Below are 21389 nucleotides of genomic sequence, written 5' to 3' on the forward strand. Positions count from 1 at the left end.
TTTGAATTTTAAGAAAGCAAATATATGTCCAAATATGATGTTTATGCCAATGTGGCATTAGTTTGTGCTTTTTTATGCTCTAAAGCAGCCTTAACGAAGCCTACAAATAATGGATGCGGATTAGCTACAGTACTCTTATACTCTGGGTGATATTGCACGCCAATAAACCAAGGATGATCTTTTAACTCTACAATTTCAACCAAATTAGTCTCTTTATTGAAACCTGTTGCCATAAGACCGGCATTCTCTAGTTGCTCTAAATACGCATTATTGAATTCATATCTATGACGATGACGTTCAGATATTTGAGAAGCACCGTTATACATTTTCTTAACCAAACTACCATCTTTCAATTCACAGTCCCACGCACCTAAACGCATAGTACCACCTTTATCGGTAATTGTTTTTTGTTCTTCCATAATGCTAATTACTGGATCGGGAGTTTTCTCATCCATCTCAGTAGAGTTTGCATTTGTAAGTCCTAATACATCACGTGCATATTCAATAACCGCCATTTGCATACCTAAACAGATACCTAAAAACGGAATTTTATTTACACGTGCATATTCAACTGCTTTCACTTTACCTTCAATACCGCGCTCACCAAAACCTGGTGCCACCAAAATAGCATCTAATCCTTTTAATTTACTTTCGTAGTTAGTAGCCGTAATATATTCTGAATGCACAGATTTGACAATTACCTTTACCTCGTTAGCGGCACCGGCATGTATAAATGACTCTAAAATAGATTTATAAGAATCTTGTAATTCTACATATTTACCTACTAAACCTATAGTAACTTCATTTTTTGGGTTCTTATGTCTTGCCAAAAATTCGTTCCAACGACCTAAGTCTGGCTCTACTGTATTTGGTAATGCCAATTTCTGCAGGGTTACGGTATCTAAACCTTCTTCTTGCATTAATAAAGGCACATCGTATATAGTTGATGCATCTATACTTTGTATAACCGCCTCTCGCTTTACATTACAAAAAAGTGCAAGTTTGTCTTTTATCTCATCAGAAATTTCATGCTCTGTTCTACACACCAGAATATCGGCTTTTATACCGCTTTCCATCAATGTTTTTACAGAGTGTTGCGTTGGCTTCGTTTTTAACTCACCTGCAGCAGATAAATAAGGTACGAGGGTTAAATGGATAACAATAGCATTGTTATCACCAAGTTCCCAAAGTAATTGACGAACAGCTTCTATATAAGGTAACGATTCAATATCACCAACCGTACCACCTATTTCAGTGATAATAATATCGTAATCGCCACTATTACCTAGCAACTGTACGCGTTCTTTTATCTCGTTTGTAATATGTGGAACTACTTGAACCGTTTTACCTAAAAACTCGCCTCTACGTTCTTTTTCAATAACGCTTTGGTAAATTCTACCGGTAGTAACATTGTTGGCTTGAGAGGTACGAACATTAAGAAAACGCTCGTAATGACCTAAATCTAGATCTGTTTCTGCACCGTCATCAGTCACATAACATTCGCCATGCTCATAAGGGTTTAAGGTTCCTGGATCTACATTAATGTAAGGATCTAGCTTTTGAATTGTAGTTTTGTAGCCGCGAGATTGCAGTAATTTCGCCAAAGATGCAGCAATGATGCCTTTTCCTAGTGATGAAGTAACGCCTCCCGTAACGAAGATGTATTTGGTTTGTGCCATGTATCGAATTCTATGTTACGGGACACAAAGTTACTAATTGAGGTTAGAACTTAAGCTGTTTACTTCGGAAAATGTTTCTGTATTTTTCGAATTATCGATTCTAGGCCGTTTGTTTTGATTTCTAACATAGAACGCAACAAATCTCCCAATTTACCATCAGGAAATCCTTTTTGATTGAACCACACTAAATATGGCTCTGGTAAATCAATCAAATACTTGCCCTTATACTTACCAAATGGCATACGGTAATGCGCCAATTCTATTAACTTCTGCTTATCTGGATTAATTTCCATTTTTTAATCTAAAAAAATTATCTTTAAAGAATCAACTACTCAATCTACAAATCAATTAACATGAAAAGAAGAAATTTTATTGGAACCTCAGCAGCTGCTTCTGTGGGATTCTTAACTACTTCAGCTGCAATAGCAAACAATAGAAAAACTGATACTACAGCTAAATTAAAGTACAATATTAATCATAGCGTTTGTTATTGGTGCTATGGAACCATCCCTTTTGAAGATTTTTTAAAAAATTTAGTGGAACTTGATATTCGGTCTATCGATTTGGTAGGACCGGATGAATTTCCTCTTCTCAAAAAATATAACATTCACGCATCTATGTGCTGGGGTGCTGGCATGGGCATTGAAAAAGGATGGAACGACCTCTCTTTACATGAAGAGTTAATTGCAGATTACGAAAGAGTAATTCCCTTAGTTGCCGAAGCAGGCTATACTAATTTAATCTGTTTTAGTGGTAATAGAAATGGAATGAACGATTTAGTCGGATTACGAAATTGCGCCCTAGGTCTTAAAAAACTGATGCCGTTAGCTGAAAAACATGGTGTAGTTCTACAGATGGAACTGTTGAATAGCAAGGTGGACCATAAAGATTATATGTGCGACACTTCTGAATGGGGTGTATCGCTTTGCCAAGCTATAGGTTCTGAGCACTTTAAATTATTATATGATATTTACCATATGCAAATAATGGAAGGTGATATCATTAGAAACATACAAGATTACAATCAATATTATGGTCATTATCATACCGGCGGAAACCCAGGTAGACACGAAATTGATGAAACTCAAGAAATTTTCTACCCGGCAGTTATGAAGGCTATTTTAAAAACGGGTTACACCGGACACGTAGCACAAGAATTCGTACCTAGTTGGGATGATAAATTAGCTGCATTAAAGCAAGGGGTTACCATTTGTGATGTTTAACGCATGAGTACCTTTAATATAAAAAAGCACCCCAATTAGAGGTGCTTTTTTATTTATGGATTACCAAAATATTTTATTTTTTTAAAGCTTCCTCTATCTCTTTCCCCCAACGTTCTTGAACAGGTAAATTTCTTGAGTAATTAGTTTCTGAATCGTATTTATTTTGAAAATCGTTCAGCTGACGAATGGTGGCTTTATAAATTTTACGAATCTCTTCTTTTACATTTTTCGTAAATTTTGTCTCTGCCAATTGCTTTCGTAATTTTCGCGCATATAGTTCGGTAATATCGAAATGTAATTGCTCATGTAACAAAGTAACATCATTACAGAGCTTAGGTTTGTACCACGACTTCGTCGGATAAAAATAGGCGAATACCTTATAATCTAACTGTAATTCGTCGTTCTCATAAAAAGTGGAAAAGCGATAGGTTATACCGCTCGCTGTTGTAGCCGCAGCACCTGAAGATACGGGCACAGACCCCTTGAAATCACTCCAAGTAAATCTAAAATCTGGCTCCCAAGATACTACTTCTTGACACTGAACATAAGAAATGGTCAGTAGCGCTAATAGAAATAAAATAAAATGTGTCTTTTTTATAAGTCCCAATTATAAGTGATTACTTTTTCAATATCTGGGTGCAAGCTAAAGTGCACAGGGCATGTATTTGCCGTGTGCACTAAAATTTTTCTGTTCTTAACTGATATTGCTTTGGGCAAATGAACATCTACTTCTATTTTAGAAATTCTTCTTGGTGAAGCCGCCATGTGTTTGGTTACAGATGCCGTAGTACCTTTTAAGTTTACCTCTAAACCGTTTGCCTTTATACCCATCATTGTTAACATACAACTTGCCAAACCTGTAGCAACGGTATCTGTCGGCGAAAATGACTGACCTAATCCATTGTTATCTACTGGTGCATCTGTCACAAAAGAATCGTTCGATTTTAAATGAACACATTCTGTTCTTAACTCGCCGTTGTAAGTAACTTTCGATGTCATTCTATTCTATAGTTTTAATTCTTAAATCATCGATCATCATTATATATGACGATTGATTATGATACCCTGAAACCCCTTTTCTCTGGTAATCGAATTTATTACCATTATATTCGGTTTCACCAATAAATCTTGAAACTTCGATAAGGTTATTACTATAAGCTAACTTCAATAATAAATCGTAAGTCAAATCAAATCCTCTTATAGCATATCTATCTGGATCATCTCCAAAACGTTTTCTATAACGTTCAACGAAAGAATTATTTGTCACTTGACGATTTACAGATGGGTAGGTAAATTTTAAATTCGATAAATGCGTATTCGAGATAACATCGTTCTCAAATGCAGAATTCATATCTGTCGTAAACATACGAACTTTTACTTTATCTTTTGCTAATTCTGGATCAAGTGCCGTGTTATTGAATGAATTCAAAATAGAAACTACACTGGCAATCAACTTATAATTATCAGATTCTACAAATACCCAGTTGGAAACATCATCTGAAAGCAACGTTTGAAGTTTATCTCTATTAATACCAATATTCTTTTCTTCTTCTTTTACCACCACCACTTTTGCTGTCGGAAAACGTTTAAGTATAGCTTCCTTCTCCTTTTTATTATCCTCATCGGCAATAATCAATAACGTCTCTTCTTTACGGTTTTTTTCAACATAGTCTAACATATGCTTCCATAATACTTCTTCATCTGTGTAAGAAAAGAATACGTTATCTAAACTAATATCACTTTTAGCATTTACTGGTGCAATAACTGGCACATTGAATTTCGATGCCTGCACAGCTGTTTCTTTAAGAGATGGCGCATCTAACGGACCGAAAACGGCATTGTAATTACCTAACTGTTCCCCTTGCAATAACTGCTTAGTTGTAGCCAAGTCTAATTGATTGTCTAATGTTTTAACATCTATTGAAATACCTAAAGATTTCATGGAATCTATTGCTACCAGAGCACCTGAGTACAGACCTAAACTAACAGTCATATCTCTTCGGGCATCAATGGTTTTTTCTGCACTTTCCTTGTCCTCTAAATTTACCTTATCTAATCTAAATGGCAGTAAGAACAATACTTTTGGCTTTACCCCAACATTTATACTATCTAATAAATTTACTTTATCTAGTACTAGAGCATTTCTTACCTCAAAATCACCAACCTTATCTTTTGGTAATTTTAAAACCATACCTGCTTTTAAACCTCCTTTCAAATCGGGATTCAATTGAACCAAATCAGCCCAAGTCATTCCGAACTTTCTAGTTAATCGAAACTCATTTTGCTTTGGCTTAACCTCATAAAAAATATAGTTGTCCGTATTTATTTCTCCTGTGGCTACTTTCTGCTCAGGAATACGAATAACCATACCTTCTTTCAGTCCGCCGCGTTCTGTAATCTCAGGATTTAAACGAACTATTTCATCTGACTTTACCCCAAATTCTTTTTCTAAACGATAGAAATTCATTTTGGCTGGTACCGTATACGAAGTGTATAACTGAGTTACTTGATTTTTCACCGTACTACCTGCAATTCTAGGCATCATTAACTCGTAACCTTCAGACAAGTAATTATTTGCCGCAGACAAACCAGGATTCAGCTCTAACATTTTGTCAATGGTAATACCATATTTATGAGCTATACTCCAACGCGTTTCTTTTGCAGCGACAATATATTTTTCTAAATCACCTTCTTCTGTGCTCACTTCTTCAACCATGGCAGCACGATATTTAGGAATACGCAGATCCATCTTCTTTTGAAGCGTGGATGCATACAACGCCGGATTGTACTTTTTTAGTTCATCTTCAGTAATTTTATACATTTGTGTAATACCGAAAATTGTCTCTTTTTTCTTGACACGGTGTTCTGTATAACCTATAGGTTCTCGTTCGGTTACAGATTCTTGAACTTCATTCTTTACACTTTTTATAGTTGCGGTATTCGAAGTTGGTGTACTTGTTTCTGCGACTATCTTTTTACCCGGCACCACCAAAATAGTGTTCGATCTTAATTTCTGACCTTCCTTTATTTCTTTGTTATACTGGAGTATGCTAGCAGGTGTAACCCCGTACATCTTAGAAATACTTTCTAAGGTTTCTCCTGACTTTACTTGATGGGTATTGAACTTTTGAGCCATTGCGGTACAAGAGACCAATAAGCAAAATGCCAAAATAATGTAAACTTGATTAAATATATATTTCATATTATTCCCATTCAATTGTTGCCGGCGGCTTCGAACTTATATCATATACGACACGATTGACGCCAGGGACTTTATTAATAATATCATTTGATGTTTTTTGTAAAAATTCATACGGTAAATTCACCCAATCGGCGGTCATACCATCTGTACTTTCTACAGCTCTAAGCGCTACGCATTTTTCATATGTACGTTCATCGCCCATTACACCAACACTGTTTACAGGTAATAAAATGGCACCTGCTTGCCATACTTTATCGTAGAGATCCCATTTTTTTAATCCGTCGATAAAAATAGCATCCACTTCTTGTAAAATAGCCACTTTCTCAGGCGTGATATCACCAAGAATACGAATTGCCAAACCAGGACCAGGAAAAGGATGTCTACCCAACAATGCCTTGTCGATACCCAAACTAGCACCTACTCTTCTTACCTCATCTTTAAACAACATTTTCAAAGGCTCTACCACTTTCAATTTCATAAAATCTGGCAAACCACCTACGTTATGGTGACTTTTTATAGTTTGTGACGGACCGCCAGTTGCCGAAACCGATTCGATAACATCAGGATAAATTGTACCCTGTGCCAACCATTTTGCATTTTCAACTAAATGCGATTCATCATCAAAAACTTCTATAAATACGCGACCAATTGTTTTTCTTTTAGTTTCTGGATCACTCTCACCAGCCAAATCATCCAAAAAACGTGCCGAAGCATCTACGCCTTTTACATTTAAGCCCATACCCTCGTACTGCTTCAATACATCGCCAAACTCGTTCTTTCTTAAAAGTCCGTTATTTACGAATATACAATGAAGGTTTTTGCCAATTGCTTTATGTAACAAAACTGCTGCCACGGTAGAATCTACTCCGCCAGACAATCCTAAAATCACCTTTTCATCGCCTATTTTCTCTTTTAACTCCGCCACCGTTTTATCAACAAAAGCATCGGGAGTCCAAGTTTGCTCCATTCCGGCAATATTCACCAAAAAGTTCTCTAAAACCTGTTTTCCATCCTTTGAGTGATATACCTCTGGGTGAAATTGAATGGCATAGGTTTCTTCACCTTCAAACTTAAAAGCGGCATTTTCAACATCGTGAGTACTTGCTAGTAAAGTCGTGTTCTCTGGAAGGTGCTTGATAGTATCTGCATGGCTCATCCAAACTTGGCTACCTGTATTAACTTTATCAAAAAACGGTTCGTTCTCTTTTATAAAGCTAAGATTGGCACGACCATATTCTCTGGTATTCGATTTCTCGACACTACCACCATGAAAATGCGCCAAATACTGTGCGCCATAACAAACGCCCAATAATGGCTTTTTACCACGAATTTCTGACAGATCCGGGTGAACGGCATCTTCGCCCCTAACCGATAAAGGAGATCCAGAAAGAATCACCGCTTTATACTCAGAAAGGTCTTTTGGTAGTTTATTATAAGGTTTAATTTCGGAGAAAATATTCAGTTCACGTACGCGTCTTCCAATCAATTGGGTGTATTGTGAACCGAAATCTAGTATCAGGACTTTATTTTGCATGGGCAAAAATAGCAAATTGACAGTTCTTGAAAAGTATCTTTTGTTATATTTAGAGAGGATTTAAATATTTTTCATGAAACACGTTAGTTCAATCATTTTTGGAGCGGCCATTATCATTGCCGCATATTTTTTAAGCAATGCTTATATACAAAGGGCGAACCCACCTCAAATGATCTCGGTAACCGGTTTGGGCAATGAAAATTTTACCTCTGACCTTATTGTTTGGGAAGGCCAATTTTCTACCAACAGTACCGAATTGAAAACCGCTTTAAATCAATTAAACCGCGATAAAGATATTGTTCGCGAATATTTAACCTCAAAAGGCATCGATGCCAACAGTATTATTTTTAATAGTGTACAGACTACCGAAATGCGCGACAACCAATACGAAAACGGAAATTATGTTGGAAGTATTTTTAGAGGATATCAATTAACACAGACTATTCAAATAGAATCTGAGAACGTCGCCCTCATTGAAGGTGTATCGAGAGAAATTACCGAATTATTGAATAAAGGTGTGCAGTTCAACTCGTCGCCACCACGTTATTACTACACTAAATTAGCGGACCTTAAAATTGAAATGATTTCTAAAGCAACGGAAGATGCTAGAATTCGTGCCGAAAAAATTGCCGAAAATGCAGGTAGTAATTTAGGTGATCTGGTTTCTGCCAACATGGGCGTTTTTCAAATTACGGGTCAAAATTCAGGTGAAGATTATAGCTGGGGCGGTGCCTACAACACCTCATCTAAAAATAAAACAGCCTCAATTACCATGCGCCTTGAATATAAGGTGAAGTGATAGTAGTACTTTGATCAATACCATTTACCGATCTGGTAAAGAATAAATTAAATATAAAAGCCCGGTAATCACCCGGGCTTTTCAATCAACCAATTATCAAATCGAATACATTAAAAAATCTTTTTCATAACAATATGTATTCTACCCTTAGGTCGATATCTTATAATTAACCTTACAAAGTGTTTAAAAAAAAGAAAGCTCAGGAACCACCCTGAGCTTTCGAATAAATCAAAAACCAAATTCAAACCAAAGCTTAAAAATTGAACCTAATCAATTTCTTTTTCATAGCTCTTACTAATATAACAACCAACGACTCTTTTACCCTACCCGAAAATTCCATTATTTTTACATTAAATATTTATTAGCATGATAAATTCGTTTTTTGAAGAATTAAGTACTGAAATATATAAAGGTGTAAACAAAAGAGGACATCCATTCAGGTACATGACTATGGCAACAGTAGGCAATGATACTGTAGCTCGTTTACGTACAGTAGTACTTCGTAAGGTTTCTGAAAATTTAGTCTTAACTATCTATACAGATAGCCGTACCCAAAAAATGAAACATATTACAGATAATAACCAAGTCAGCCTTCTACTTTATCATCCTAAAAAAATGTTACAGTTAAAAGTGGAAGGTACTGCCAAAATAGTTACGAATAAGGATAGATTACATACTACTTGGCAAAATATTCAACCCAACAGCAGAAAAGATTACATTACTCATATCAGCCCTGGTAGTTCAATTAAAAACCCTGATTATGTGGAGTATATTGATAATGAAAATTACTTCACCATAATCGACATTATACCTTCAAAAATTGAGTATTTAAAACTACAAAGACCCAATCATATTAGAGCTCTTTTTGTAAAAATGGATGATAAATGGAATGGGGAATTTTTAGTTCCTTAATTAATATAGAAATACAGATTTTCCACATCCTTTCCAAAACCAATTAAACTATCTACGGGTTTTCTTTGTTTTACTTCGGATGGATTTATCGCAATTGAAATTTCCCTTTCATGTTTCAATTCTAGAGTTGTCAACGAGTAATCATCTGCACAAAGTATTATTCGTTCAGGATGCAGTAATCGCACATTACCGGCATAGGTAACATTAGGAAGCACCCATTGATAATCAACATAATTCTTGTTCAACTTATTGGCAACCGGATCAAAACCAAAATGTACCGATGAAGGTATATTCAATAATTTCTCTATTGGTGTTCTAACTGTTTGAACGCCTAATACTGCAATAAAAACCCAGAACCCAACAGAAACTAGTTTCGAACTATTTTTAAAACTGATAGTCTCTATAAGTAGTACTATAAAAGGTATAAATAGCGGCAACAACCACCTAGTCTCTACTTTCTGACTTTGAAAAATAAAGAAGAATACACCTAACACCAGTAATTGCGCAAAAAACATTTTAGCAAACCAATGTAATTTTTGCTTATTGAAACCTATGAATTTTGAGAAGTAACCAACACCAACAAGTAAAAGAATAGGAAATAATAAGGCAAATAAAACCTTGATATAAATTAAAATCGGCAGTAATGAAAATCCAGATTCAGCCTCTTCTGCTCCTATTTTCTCTTCAATACTAGACGCTAAGAAAGATTGAAATTCGTCAGGACCCAATAACCAATATGCATGGCGACCAATTAATAGAACGGACACTAATACTGACAATAGTATTTTTGGGTTTAAGAATATTGCTCTTAATTCTTCATCCCACAAAGCAACTACCGCGAAGGTTACCAGAAAAAATGCATAATTATATTTCGCCATCATCCCTACTCCTACTACAAAACCAAGAAACAGAAAATTTAGAATCGATTTTCGCTGCACCAAAAGCTGTATAGCATAATAAGAAGTGACAACGCATAAACACAGTAAACTGGTATGCGAAAGCCTTCGGAAGGCAAAGTCAATATACACAGGTACTAAGACTAATGCCAAAACAGCCAATTTAGAGATATCAGCGTCTTTAATTCTTGTCTTAGAAAATCGATGCAGCATTAGCAATGTACCCGCAAATAATAGCCCTCTAAGCATAGAGAATGCTATTTTACCCACACCAAAGATAGAATTGAAACCATACTGCAACCATGTATAAAGTGGTGGCTGATCGTCATAACCCCGACGAAGCCATTGCGAGTAATATGCCTGTTCAGCATCTTCTAGCTCTAAAGCACTTTTAAAAAATGTGATTAAGGTTATAGCTAAAAACGATAATAAAGCAAGAACTGTTATCTTATTTAGAGAAACGTTCTTGCCCATCGTTTACTTTTGAGTAATTACAGTAAAACTAAAATCTAACGGATTTAAGGCTTCAAACAACATAGGTACTAAGTCTTCGCCGTATGCCAAATAAAACTCAGAAAAATTTAACTGACGTTCTTGTAGCGATTGGTTAGGGAAAATTTCATTCTGCAGCTCTGTCATTCGAACGACATGATCTTTTAATTTTCTTTTCTGCGCTTGCAACAATCTTTTTTCTAAAGCATCCAATCCTTTTTTCTGCTTTACTTCTTGTGCTTTTACGGCACCGAAAAATGACTTATCGGTCTTTTCTGTAAGAGCATATAAATTTTTAAATTGCTCTTCAAGTAATTTCTTTTGTGGAGAAAAATCGATGTCGATATTAGAAATTTCTCGAATTTTTTTATTAATAAGGCTGTTCTGCTTTAGAAATATATCTGACTTAGAAATATTCATTCGCTCTAGCTTTTCGGCTTGTTTCTCGGTAATAATCAAAGCTGAATTTCTAACCAATAAAATTGGAAAAGGAACATTCATCGCCTCAAAAGCCGCCTTCAATTCAAACCAATAGGCTATTTCTCCGCCTCCGCCAATATAACAAAGGTTAGGTAAAATTACTTCTTGGTATAATGGTCTTGCAATAACATTGGGCGAAAACCGCTCTGGATTAGCATTCATCTCTTCTAGCAATGCTGCTTTAGTAAAAGAAATACTGGTTTCATTGACTAAATAGTTCTCTTTACTTTCTATTATTCTTTCGCGAATTCCATCTTTTAAATAGAAATAATTAATTTCTCTTGGATTTACCTGTACCGGATAATCAGATGAAATTTCTTCTATTTCTTTGATGGTTTCTGATACTTTCTCGAACGCAGTTTGCTCAAAAATATCTTTCTTCATGTACGGTATAAGCGTCTTTTTCAAATCGATATCATCACCGTCAACAATAACCAATCCGTAGTCTTTAAAAATTTCGTTTGCTAAAAACCGGGTTGCATCCGTTAGGTTATCATGTTTCAGATATGCGTTTTCAAACAATTCCTTTAACTTTTTAGCATTGTTACTATCGCCAATAGTTTTAGAGTATAATGCAAAAACTTCTTCCAATCCTGCCGTAGGTAAATGCCCAACAGCACCAGATGCCTCTTTATTCCATTGAAATTTTAATCCCTTAAAATTAAAATAATTGATTTCGTCAAAATCATGATCTTCTGTAGCCATCCAATAAATAGGCACAAAATTACTATCTGGATATTCCTTTTTTAACTGCTTCGTTAAATTAATGGTAGAAATAATCTTGTATAAAAAGTATAATGGACCTGTAAACAGATTTAACTGATGCCCCGTAACTATAGTAAACGTATTCTGTTCTTTTAACAGCTTAATATTAGCCGCTGTACCTTTAGAGGTATCGGTATTTTTATATTGATTCTGCATTGAAGAATACAATACATCTCTTTGATCTTGAGTAAAATGGGCACCCTTCTCTTCAATCTGTCCTTTAAATCCGTCAATATCGGGAAACCGGTTGTATAGGGTGTTAAGCTTGGGATCCTTTGCAGTATAATCGCAAATTAATTTCGAAAAATAGCCTGTTTTTTCTAGGGGTAAACAATCAATATCCATATAAAAAGTAAATACTTGGTAAATATAAAACCCTTTCGTTTTACATTTCCTAAATATAAGTTAATTACCCGTAGTATTAAATACCCATTTACTCGGTGAAATACATGGCAAATAGAAGTCATTTTGTATTTATTTTAATAGATTTGGCTGACTGAGAACACAAATAACGATATGAAATTAATTCTACGCTACGCATTACTTTTTATTCCACTTTTAAGTTTGGCTCAATTAAAATCTCCTTCGGAGTTTTTAGGGTACGAACTAGGAACACAATTTACAAGACACCATGAGGTTGTTGATTACTATCAATATTTAGCAGATGCCGAGCCGCAACGTATGACGCTTATTGAATATGGTAAAACCAATGAACGCAGACCGCTAATATTGGCTACCATTTCTACAAAACAAAATATGCAAAACCTAGATAATATTCGAGAAGAGCATATGAAGGGCTTAAATGGAGAAGGCTCGCCAAATAAAGCTATTGTATGGCTTAGCTATAATGTTCATGGTAATGAAAGTGTAAGTACAGAGGCTTCTATGCAAACCATTTATGATTTATTTACAAGCAAAAGTAGTTACCTAGAAAATACTGTGGTATTAATTGATCCCTGCATCAATCCCGATGGTAGGGATCGCTATATAAACTGGTACAACCAATTTAAAAACTCACCAAATCAAGTTGATCCAAATAGTAAGGAACACCATGAAAACTGGTGGAGCGGGCGTAGTAATCACTATATGTTCGATCTAAATAGAGATTGGGCATGGCTTACTCAAGTAGAAAGTCAGCAACGTTTAAAGCAGTTTAATAAATGGCTGCCTCATGTACACGTCGATTTTCATGAGCAAGGTGTTGACAACCCGTATTATTTTGCACCTGCCGCAGAACCTTTTCATGAGGTGATAACTGATTTTCAAAGAGAATTCCAAGAAACTATTGGTAAGAACCACGCAAAATATTTTGACGAAAATGGCTGGTTTTATTTTACAAAAGAAGTATTTGATCTTCTTTACCCAAGTTATGGCGATACCTACCCTACCTATAATGGTGGTATTGGCATGACCTATGAACAAGGTGGTAGCGGTCGTGCCGGTTTAGGCATTATTACTAGTATTGGAGATACACTTACGTTAAAAGATAGAATTTCTCATCATCTAACAACTGGTCTGTCTACCGTAGAAGTTGCGTCTAAAAATGTTACTAGGTTAAATGATGAGTTCAAGAAATTTTACTTGAATAAAAATTTCAAATACAATAGCTATGTGCTGAATGGCAACCAAGATAACATTGAGGCATTAGCAGATCTGTTAAGCATGCATGAAATTGAATATCAAGCAGGCACGAATGCCACCGTTAAAGGATACAGCTATACAACCGGTAAAGCCGGTTCAATAAAAAGCAACGATAAAAGTTTGATAATTTCATCAAATCAACCAAAAAGTACATTGGTTAAAGTGTTGTTCGAACCCATGGCCAAACTAAGTGATTCTGTCACTTATGACATTACCGCATGGTCTTTACCTTATGCGTACGGATTAGATGCTATCGCCAGTGAAAGTAATTTTAGTGGTTCTTCTGCTGCACTTGAAAAACCTGAGCTTAAAAATATAGATGAAAACAAGTATGCGTATTTATCAGACTGGAATAGTATGAAAGACGCTAGGTTCTTAGCTGAATTACTACGTAACAAAGTACGTGTTCGCTATGCGCACAAACCATTTACTTTAGATGGTATCTCTCATGAGCGTGGTACATTGATTATTACAAAGAGTGATAATAAGCAGTTGAAGAATTTTAACGATATACTTAGAGCAGCATCTGTAAACCATTCTAAAAACCTCATTTCAACAAACACAGGCTTTGTAGAAAGCGGTAAAGATTTTGGCTCGGGTTATGTTGACGTTATTCAGAATTTGAATATTGCCGTACTTTCTGGCGAGCCTACTTCTACCCTTCGCTTTGGAGAAATATGGAACTTTTTTGAACAACAATTAGATTACCCTATTGCTGTATTGGATGAAGATTATTTCGGCAAGTTAGACTTAAGCACTTACGATGTTTTAATTTTACCTGACGGACGGGGATATAAAAGCTTCTTATCTAGTAACATTAAAGAGAAAATAAAAGATTGGGTGAAGCAAGGCGGAAAACTAATTGTTATGGGTGGTGCAATTGATGATTTAACCTCATCAGATACAGACTTCGCTCTTAAAGAAAAGGAAATTAAAAAAGATACTACTAATACTATCGAATCTTTTGAAATATCTGAAAGAGAACAAATCAAATCTGCCATTACCGGAGCTATTTTTAAAGCAACGGTCGATAACACAAATCCGTTGGCTTACGGCTACAGCGATACATATTTCACTCTTAAACTGGGAGTGCAATCATATAAATATTTAGAAAATGGTAGCGCTGTTTATTTAAGTGAAGGCTCCAACAAGCCTGTTTCAGGTTTTGCCGGTAGCGAAGCACAAAAGAAAATTGCAGAAACCCTTATTTTCGGTACCGAAGAAATGGGTCGAGGTCAAGTGATTTATATGGTAGACAATCCGCTATTTAGAGGTTTTTGGGAAAATGGAAAGCTATTTTTCGCCAACGCTTTATTTATGGTTAAATAAAAAAATTTATGAAAGAATATAAAGTTGAAACCCTGATTTTTCGTTCTAAATTAACTTTTGATAGAAATTATTTAGCAAATTCATCAAATAGAGCAATTCAAGAAAAACTAGACGAATACGCTAAAAATGGTTGGCGCTTAGTTTCTACCAATACTACAGAATATAGTATGGATATGTATGTTTATTTATATTTTGAAAAATAAATAACCTCGGTACAATGTCCCTAAGCATTGTATTTTAAATTTAATTGGGATTTCGATACAAGGGTCTTAGCATTTAAATCTCGATTATCGAGTAAAATTATCTTACAACATATCCCTGAAACAGCTAAAATCGTTTCAGGGATATTTTATTTTATGGGTTCGCTATTTTTTTTCCAACATATTTAGATCTTTTACGTTTAAATTAGAAGACCCTAACCTGTTAGGGTAAAAACCACCACTAATGCCAAACAACCAAGACCAAATAAATAACCTGATGCAAAAGTTAGAACTGCTTTTAAGAAAGCAGCAAAACTTTAATATTGAGGTTAATGAAATTAGAAGGGATATTCAGATTCTTAGAAATACCCAGGCGTTAAAATTTAATGAAGAGACTGCTGATCAAAATGCCAAACCTCAAGAAGTAATTGTTGAAAAAGAAGCTGTTGTTGTCGATAAAGCAGTAGAAATTGTTACTGCCACTACTACACCGATAGAATTTGATTCTTTACAAGAAGAACCCAAAATAATTTCTGAAAAGAAAATAAGTCTACCAAAAGGTAAATCTAATCTTGAGAAATTTATTGGTGAAAATCTAATCAATAAAATAGGGATACTTATTACCGTAATTGGTGTTGGGATCGGTGCAAAGTACTCTATCGAAAATAATTTAATAAGTCCCCTTACCAGAATCATACTAGGTTACCTAGTTGGTTTAGGTTTATTAGGATTCGGATTTAAGCTCAAAGCCAAATACGACAGTTACAGCGCCGTGCTTGTAAGTGGCGCCTTGGCAATTCTCTATTTCTTAACTTATATCGCGTACGACCTTTACGGATTATTCCCGCAACTGGTAGCGTTTGGCATTATGCTATTATTTACCGTTTTCGGTGTCGTAGCCGCACTTAATTACAATAAACAGATTATTGCGCATATTGGTCTGGTCGGTGCTTATGCCGTACCTTTTCTGCTGAGTAATGATTCAGGTAATGTTACTGCACTATTTAGTTATATCGCCTTGATCAATATCGGTCTTTTGGTTATTTCGTTTAAGAAATACTGGAAAGCGCTTTATTACGTAGCCTTTGCATTTACCTGGCTAATTTATGGCTCTTGGTATGTGCTCTCAAGTTCTAATGAAGATTTTACCATAGGCTTTACATTTTTAGCCCTATTCTTTTCTCTTTTCTATGCTACGTTTTTAGCGTTTAAATTAATAAAATCTGAAAAATTTCAAGTTGCAGATATCATTCTGATTATGCTAAATTCTTTCATACTTTACGGCTTTGGTATTGCTTGGCTCTATAATTATGAAAATGGCGAATTTTATCTAGGTTTATTTACCCTCTTAAATGCACTCATTCATTTTGCCATAACAGTAATTATATTCAAAAGAAAATTAGCTGATCGAAAGCTATTCTTTTTAACTTCTGGGTTTGTTCTTACATTCGTTACCATAGCTGTACCCGTGCAGATAGATGGCAATTGGGTTACACTATTCTGGGCTTTCGAAGCTGCCCTACTGTTTTGGATCGGGCGTACCAAAAAAGTCAAATTCTATGAATACCTTTCATATATACTAGTTGTATTGGCTTTCTTGAGCTTGACGATGGATTGGGCAGCAAGGTACTCGTATATGAATACCAAAGATGAATGGAGCCTATTATTAAACACTACCTTCTTAACATCTATCCTTTGCGTTGCTGTCTTCGGATTCATGAATTGGATCCAATCAAAATTCAACTCTGAAAAACCTTCTGTGGTTCAAAAATTAATGACAATTGGTATTCCAGCCTTATTTGTGGGTACACTTTTCTTTGCCTTCTATCTTGAAATTGAACAGTATTGGACTAATGCTTTTCAAGCATCTAAAATAGACTTAACAGGTACTGACGGTTATTATTCAGATTTCAACTATAATCTTAAAGACCTTGAGGCTATTTGGTTAATACTTTATACTATGTTTTTCATTAGTGCTTTAAGCTTCATAAATATCATGAAAGTTAAAAACAAAGTTTTAGGTATTGTAGCCCTCGGTTCTGCTCTTTTAATAACTTTAATCTTTTTGACTAACGGACTCTATACTTTAAGCGAACTGCGTGAAAATTTCCTTACCCAAGAGCTTTCAGAATATTATAATATTGGGGCATATAACATTTATATGCGCTATATCTCCTTTGCATTTCTTGCGTTTTTACTCTTCGCCATTTACAAATTAGCGCAACAAGAGTATATAAAGATCAATTATAAAATTCCATTCGAGATTCTAATGCATACCGCAATTATATGGGTAACAAGTAGCGAGTTATTAAATTGGATGGATATTTCTGGGTCTGAACAATCTTATAAACTAGGACTTAGTATTCTTTGGGGATTCTATGCTCTTTTACTTATCGCTTTAGGCATTTGGAAAAAGAAAAAATACTTACGTATTGGCGCAATTGTGCTATTCTCCATCACGCTAATTAAGTTGTTTTTCTATGATATTTCATCACTGAATACTATTTCTAAGACCATCGTATTTGTATCATTGGGTGTCTTATTATTGATTATTTCATTTCTTTACAACAAATACAAACACATTATTACAGATGAAACTAAACCATAGTTTTCTAACCATAATTGCCTTTCTGACCATAACATATTGTTTTGGTCAGATGGATTCTTACTCCAAAAAAATTGAGTTAAAAGGAATTGATAGCCTTTGGCACACTATCGAAATACCCAATGTCGTATTTGAAGATGTTCATACTAACATGAGCGATATTCGAGTGTATGGGGTTACCGCCACAGATACTATTGAAGCTCCATACTTGCATAAAGTTTCTAAAGCTGAAAATGCGAATTCTGAAATAGCGTTCAATTTATTAAATAGTGTCAAAAATTCTAAAGGCTATTTCTACACTTACGAACTACCCAAGAGCGAAACTATTAATGAGATTCTATTGAACATTCAAGATCTTAATTTTAATTGGGAAGTAACCCTTGAAGGCAGTCAACAGCAGAAAGAGTGGTTCACTATTCTAGAAGATTATCGTATTCTATCTATTAATAATGACCAAACAAATTATTCGTTTACCATATTAAAGTTTCCTGAAGCAAGCTTTAGATATTACAGAGTATTGATAAAAAGTGCCGAAAAACCGAATCTAACATCAGTTAATATTGTTAAAAAGGCAAAAAAGGCTGCGGAGTATCGTGATTATGATGTACAATCTTTTACCATTTCTCAAGAAGACAAGAAAACCATTTTAGATGTTGATTTACAAAACCGTGTACCTCTCAACTTACTAGAACTAACTGTAGATGACAACATCGATTACTACAGATCCATCTCTATTCAACATTTAGTAGATAGTGTAAAAACCGAAAAAGGATACTTTAAAAATTACAGGCCCTTAGCAACAAGAACACTTTCTTCTCTAGAAGATAATAGCTTTCAATTACCTGGCACATTAGCACAAAATCTGCGTATTATTATCTTAAATAACGATAACCAACCTTTAAAAATTTCTGATATAAAACTCAAAGGTTATGTGCATACCTTAACGACACGTTTTACTCAACCTGCTAACTATTATCTTGTCTACGGAAAACAATATGCGAACTCCCCTAATTATGATATTTCAAAAACTACAGTTTCTTTGCCAAAGAATATTACAAAACTAGACTTTGGTAGCGTAGTAGAAATACCCAAACCAGAAACTGAAATAACCAATCCTATTTTCGAAAATAAATGGTGGTTGTGGGTAATTATGGGCGTAGTAATCGCTTTACTAGGCTATTTCACTATTGGAATGATGAAGAAGGAGCTTTAGTTAAACTAAAACTTCCATTCATTCTAAAAACTTTATCTAAACTTTTAGCGCCCATTATTTAACACTCACTAAAACAATTTAAAACCTTCATAAGATTTCATCGTAAGTAGTGTAATGAAAAATTACATTCTAATTCTATTCGTGGTACCTACGGTTCTTTTAAGCCAAAAAATAGACCATCTTGCCTCCTTCAGAGACATGGGCAGTGAAAGCTATTTCCGATTTAATTATGACAATGATTTTTTCGCTGCATCAGATAAAAATTACACTCAAGGCTATAGTTTTGAATATGCGAATCGAAGCTTAGCCAAGAATCCGGTAAATTATCTTTTCATTAAACCAAAGAACAGCTACTTCACAAACGGATTGTCATTAGAACATATCGGCTATACTCCCAGCGATTTTGTTAGTCCCGATATTCAAATTGATGATAGACCCTATGCTGCTGCTATATACATTAAGAGTTTTGCTATTGCAACAGATACCATTTCTAAATCAAGATTATCTCAATTGTTAAGTATCGGACTAATTGGTCCAGGTGCTTTCGGAAAAGAAATGCAAACAGCAATTCATAGACTAATCGAGAATAAAACTCCCGGTGGTTGGGATAATCAAATACAGAACGATCTACTCCTGAACTATAAGATTGGATACGAAAAACAAGTTTTTACTTATAAAAAAATATCGAATATACAGGCAGTTACCTCTCTACAACTAGGTACCTTATTTACAAATGCATCTGTCGGATTTAATACTACTGTGGGACTAGTAGGTAATCCGTTTTCTAGAAATAATAAATCTTCGAAGTTTAAATTTTATGCCTTTGCACAGCCAACAGTTAATATAGTTGGTTTTGATGCCACCTTGCAAGGCGGCATTTTCACCAATGATAATCCGTATATTATTTCTTCGAAAAATATAGAAAGGTTGACCGCACAAGTCGACTACGGACTCATATTAAAACACAGAAAACTGTATTTAGAATATACCCGAACATCAATTACCAAAGAATTCACTTCAGGTAATCCTGCCAAGTGGGGCGGATTTAAAGCAGGGTTTCTATTTAATTAAACTACACAACCGGTTCACCATAAAGGTCAAAGTCAGCTGCTTCTGTAATTTTAATATTGACAAACTCACCTTGCTTCACATAATGCTTAGCTGCATCTATTAAAACCTCATTATCAACATCGGGAGAATCGAATTCCGTTCTTCCGACAAAGTAGTTACCCTCTTTACGATCTATAATACAACGAAAAGTCTCCCCTACTTTTTTCTGGTTCAATTCCCAAGAAATTTGAGATTGTATTTCCATGATGATGTTGGCACGTTCTTGTTTTACCTCTTCAGGCACATCATCTTCTAATGAATATGCGTGTGTATTTTCTTCATGACTATACGTAAAACAACCTAAGCGCTCAAAACGCATGGCAACTACCCAGTTTTTAAGAATCTCGAAATCTTCTTCTGTTTCACCAGGGTAACCAACGATCAAAGTAGTTCTAATGGTCATTTCTGGTACTGCAGCTCTAAATTCCTTTAATAATTTAGTTGTTTTGGCTTCTGTTGTACCACGACGCATACTTTTAAGAATACGATCAGATATATGTTGTAACGGAATATCTAAATAGTTACACACCTTAGGTTCTCTATTCATTACATCTAGCACATCCATCGGAAAACCTGCAGGAAATGCGTAGTGTAAACGTATCCATTCTATTCCTTCAACCTTTACCAACGCTTCTAAAAGCTCGGCAAGGTTTCTTTTCTTATATAGATCCAAACCATAATAAGTAAGATCTTGTGCAATTAAAATAAGTTCTTTAACACCTTTGGCAGCTAGCTTTTCAGCTTCGGTTACCAAATTTTCAATCGGTGTACTTTTATGCTTTCCGCGCATTATAGGAATAGCACAGAAAGAACAAGGTCTATCACAACCTTCTGCAATTTTTAAATAGGCATAATTTTTAGGTGTGGTCGTTAAACGCTCACCTATTAACTCATGCTTATAATCTGCACCTAGCGCCTTCAATAAACCCGGTAACTCACTGGTACCAAAGTATTCATCTACATTCGGAATCTCTTTTTGCAAATCTGGCTTGTAACGCTCACTTAAGCAACCTGTCACAAAAACTTTATCTACGATACCATCTTCTTTCTTTTGAACATATTCTAAAATGGTATTCACACTTTCTTCTTTTGCATTTGCAATAAAGCCACAAGTGTTAATAACAACTATGTTTCCTTCTTCTTCATGTACAACTTCTTTGTTGTTAGCCTTTAACTGGCCCATGAGTACTTCAGAATCATAAACATTCTTTGAACAACCTAGTGTTACTACGTTGATTTTGTTCTTCTTAAGGGTTTTTGTCCTCATAATTTAAATTGGGGTGCAAAAATACGATTTGGGTATTTAAAA

The 21389-nt window shown here is 35.0% G+C and carries 17 protein-coding genes; 8 read left to right on the forward strand and 9 right to left on the reverse strand.

The window, feature by feature from the left end; all coding sequences use genetic code 11:
* Window positions 1–41 precede the first annotated feature (41 nt).
* Together ACEN2N_RS09370 and ACEN2N_RS09375 are read right to left on the reverse strand one after the other, a co-directional pair.
* The gene (locus ACEN2N_RS09370) at window positions 42–1679 is read right to left on the reverse strand and encodes a CTP synthase (RefSeq protein ID WP_441824079.1); all 1638 of its coding nucleotides are present in this window, start codon (window positions 1677–1679) and stop codon (window positions 42–44) included.
* Window positions 1680–1738: 59 nt separating this feature from the next.
* On the reverse strand, window positions 1739–1972 hold the full coding sequence (locus ACEN2N_RS09375) for a DUF3820 family protein (RefSeq protein ID WP_424001667.1): 234 nt from the start codon (window positions 1970–1972) through the stop codon (window positions 1739–1741).
* Window positions 1973–2032: 60 nt separating this feature from the next.
* Between ACEN2N_RS09375 and ACEN2N_RS09380 the strand changes: the two genes are divergently transcribed.
* On the forward strand, window positions 2033–2902 hold the full coding sequence (locus tag ACEN2N_RS09380; RefSeq protein WP_441824080.1) for a hydroxypyruvate isomerase family protein: 870 nt from the start codon (window positions 2033–2035) through the stop codon (window positions 2900–2902).
* A gap of 73 nt (window positions 2903–2975) precedes the next feature.
* Here ACEN2N_RS09380 and ACEN2N_RS09385 read toward each other — a convergent pair whose 3' ends face one another.
* Genes ACEN2N_RS09385 through guaA form a run of 4 tightly spaced genes read right to left on the reverse strand, consistent with a single transcriptional unit; the run spans window position 2976 to window position 7638 of the window.
* Window positions 2976–3509: a DUF922 domain-containing protein gene (locus ACEN2N_RS09385; protein ID WP_441824081.1), complete on the reverse strand. Its 534-nt coding sequence runs from the start codon at window positions 3507–3509 to the stop codon at window positions 2976–2978.
* Window positions 3497–3901, reverse strand: coding sequence for an OsmC family protein (locus tag ACEN2N_RS09390; RefSeq protein WP_441824082.1), 405 nt, complete (start codon window positions 3899–3901; stop codon window positions 3497–3499). The genes ACEN2N_RS09385 and ACEN2N_RS09390 overlap by 13 nt, the downstream gene beginning before the upstream one ends.
* Before the next feature lies 1 nt (window position 3902).
* Entirely contained in the window at window positions 3903–6104 is a 2202-nt protein-coding gene (locus ACEN2N_RS09395; RefSeq protein WP_441824083.1) for a LysM peptidoglycan-binding domain-containing protein, read from the reverse strand.
* A 1-nt stretch (window position 6105) separates the two neighbouring features.
* Complete coding sequence (guaA, locus tag ACEN2N_RS09400; protein ID WP_441824084.1) at window positions 6106–7638, reverse strand: glutamine-hydrolyzing GMP synthase; 1533 nt, start codon at window positions 7636–7638, stop codon at window positions 6106–6108.
* 73 nt (window positions 7639–7711) lie between these two features.
* On the opposite strand from guaA, the gene ACEN2N_RS09405 reads away from it, so the two are divergent.
* Together ACEN2N_RS09405 and ACEN2N_RS09410 are read left to right on the forward strand one after the other, a co-directional pair.
* Window positions 7712–8437, forward strand: coding sequence for an SIMPL domain-containing protein (locus ACEN2N_RS09405; RefSeq protein WP_424001683.1), 726 nt, complete (start codon window positions 7712–7714; stop codon window positions 8435–8437).
* A 366-nt stretch (window positions 8438–8803) separates the two neighbouring features.
* A complete protein-coding gene (locus ACEN2N_RS09410) occupies window positions 8804–9349 on the forward strand; it encodes a pyridoxamine 5'-phosphate oxidase family protein (protein WP_441824085.1) in 546 nt (181 codons plus the stop codon).
* Here ACEN2N_RS09410 and ACEN2N_RS09415 read toward each other — a convergent pair.
* Together ACEN2N_RS09415 and bshC are read right to left on the reverse strand one after the other, a co-directional pair.
* Entirely contained in the window at window positions 9346–10719 is a 1374-nt protein-coding gene (locus tag ACEN2N_RS09415; RefSeq protein ID WP_441824086.1) for an ArnT family glycosyltransferase, read from the reverse strand. The two genes, ACEN2N_RS09410 and ACEN2N_RS09415, sit on opposite strands and share 4 nt — an antisense overlap.
* A gap of 3 nt (window positions 10720–10722) precedes the next feature.
* A complete protein-coding gene (gene bshC, locus ACEN2N_RS09420) occupies window positions 10723–12327 on the reverse strand; it encodes a bacillithiol biosynthesis cysteine-adding enzyme BshC (RefSeq protein ID WP_441824087.1) in 1605 nt (534 codons plus the stop codon).
* A 171-nt stretch (window positions 12328–12498) separates the two neighbouring features.
* Here bshC and ACEN2N_RS09425 point away from each other — a divergent pair, with 171 nt between their 5' ends.
* The 5 genes from ACEN2N_RS09425 (at window position 12499) to ACEN2N_RS09445 (ending at window position 20041) form a co-directional block, all read left to right on the forward strand.
* Window positions 12499–14952, forward strand: coding sequence for a M14 family zinc carboxypeptidase (locus ACEN2N_RS09425; RefSeq protein ID WP_441824088.1), 2454 nt, complete (start codon window positions 12499–12501; stop codon window positions 14950–14952).
* Between the two features lie 8 nt (window positions 14953–14960).
* Complete coding sequence (locus tag ACEN2N_RS09430; protein ID WP_441824089.1) at window positions 14961–15155, forward strand: DUF4177 domain-containing protein; 195 nt, start codon at window positions 14961–14963, stop codon at window positions 15153–15155.
* 274 nt (window positions 15156–15429) lie between these two features.
* Window positions 15430–17760, forward strand: coding sequence for a DUF2339 domain-containing protein (locus ACEN2N_RS09435; RefSeq protein ID WP_441824090.1), 2331 nt, complete (start codon window positions 15430–15432; stop codon window positions 17758–17760).
* A complete protein-coding gene (locus ACEN2N_RS09440; protein ID WP_441824091.1) occupies window positions 17744–18970 on the forward strand; it encodes a DUF3999 family protein in 1227 nt (408 codons plus the stop codon). The genes ACEN2N_RS09435 and ACEN2N_RS09440 overlap by 17 nt, the downstream gene beginning before the upstream one ends.
* 114 nt (window positions 18971–19084) lie before the next feature.
* The gene (locus ACEN2N_RS09445) at window positions 19085–20041 is read left to right on the forward strand and encodes a lipid A deacylase LpxR family protein (protein WP_441824092.1); all 957 of its coding nucleotides are present in this window, start codon (window positions 19085–19087) and stop codon (window positions 20039–20041) included.
* Window position 20042: 1 nt separating this feature from the next.
* Here the strand turns inward: ACEN2N_RS09445 and rimO are convergent, their stop codons facing one another.
* Window positions 20043–21347 (reverse strand): 30S ribosomal protein S12 methylthiotransferase RimO, encoded by a 1305-nt coding sequence (gene rimO / locus ACEN2N_RS09450; RefSeq protein WP_441824093.1) that lies wholly within the window; start codon window positions 21345–21347, stop codon window positions 20043–20045.
* Window positions 21348–21389: the final 42 nt, after the last annotated feature.

The organism is Maribacter spongiicola, assembly GCF_052119685.1.
GTDB lineage: Bacteria > Bacteroidota > Bacteroidia > Flavobacteriales > Flavobacteriaceae > Maribacter > Maribacter spongiicola_A.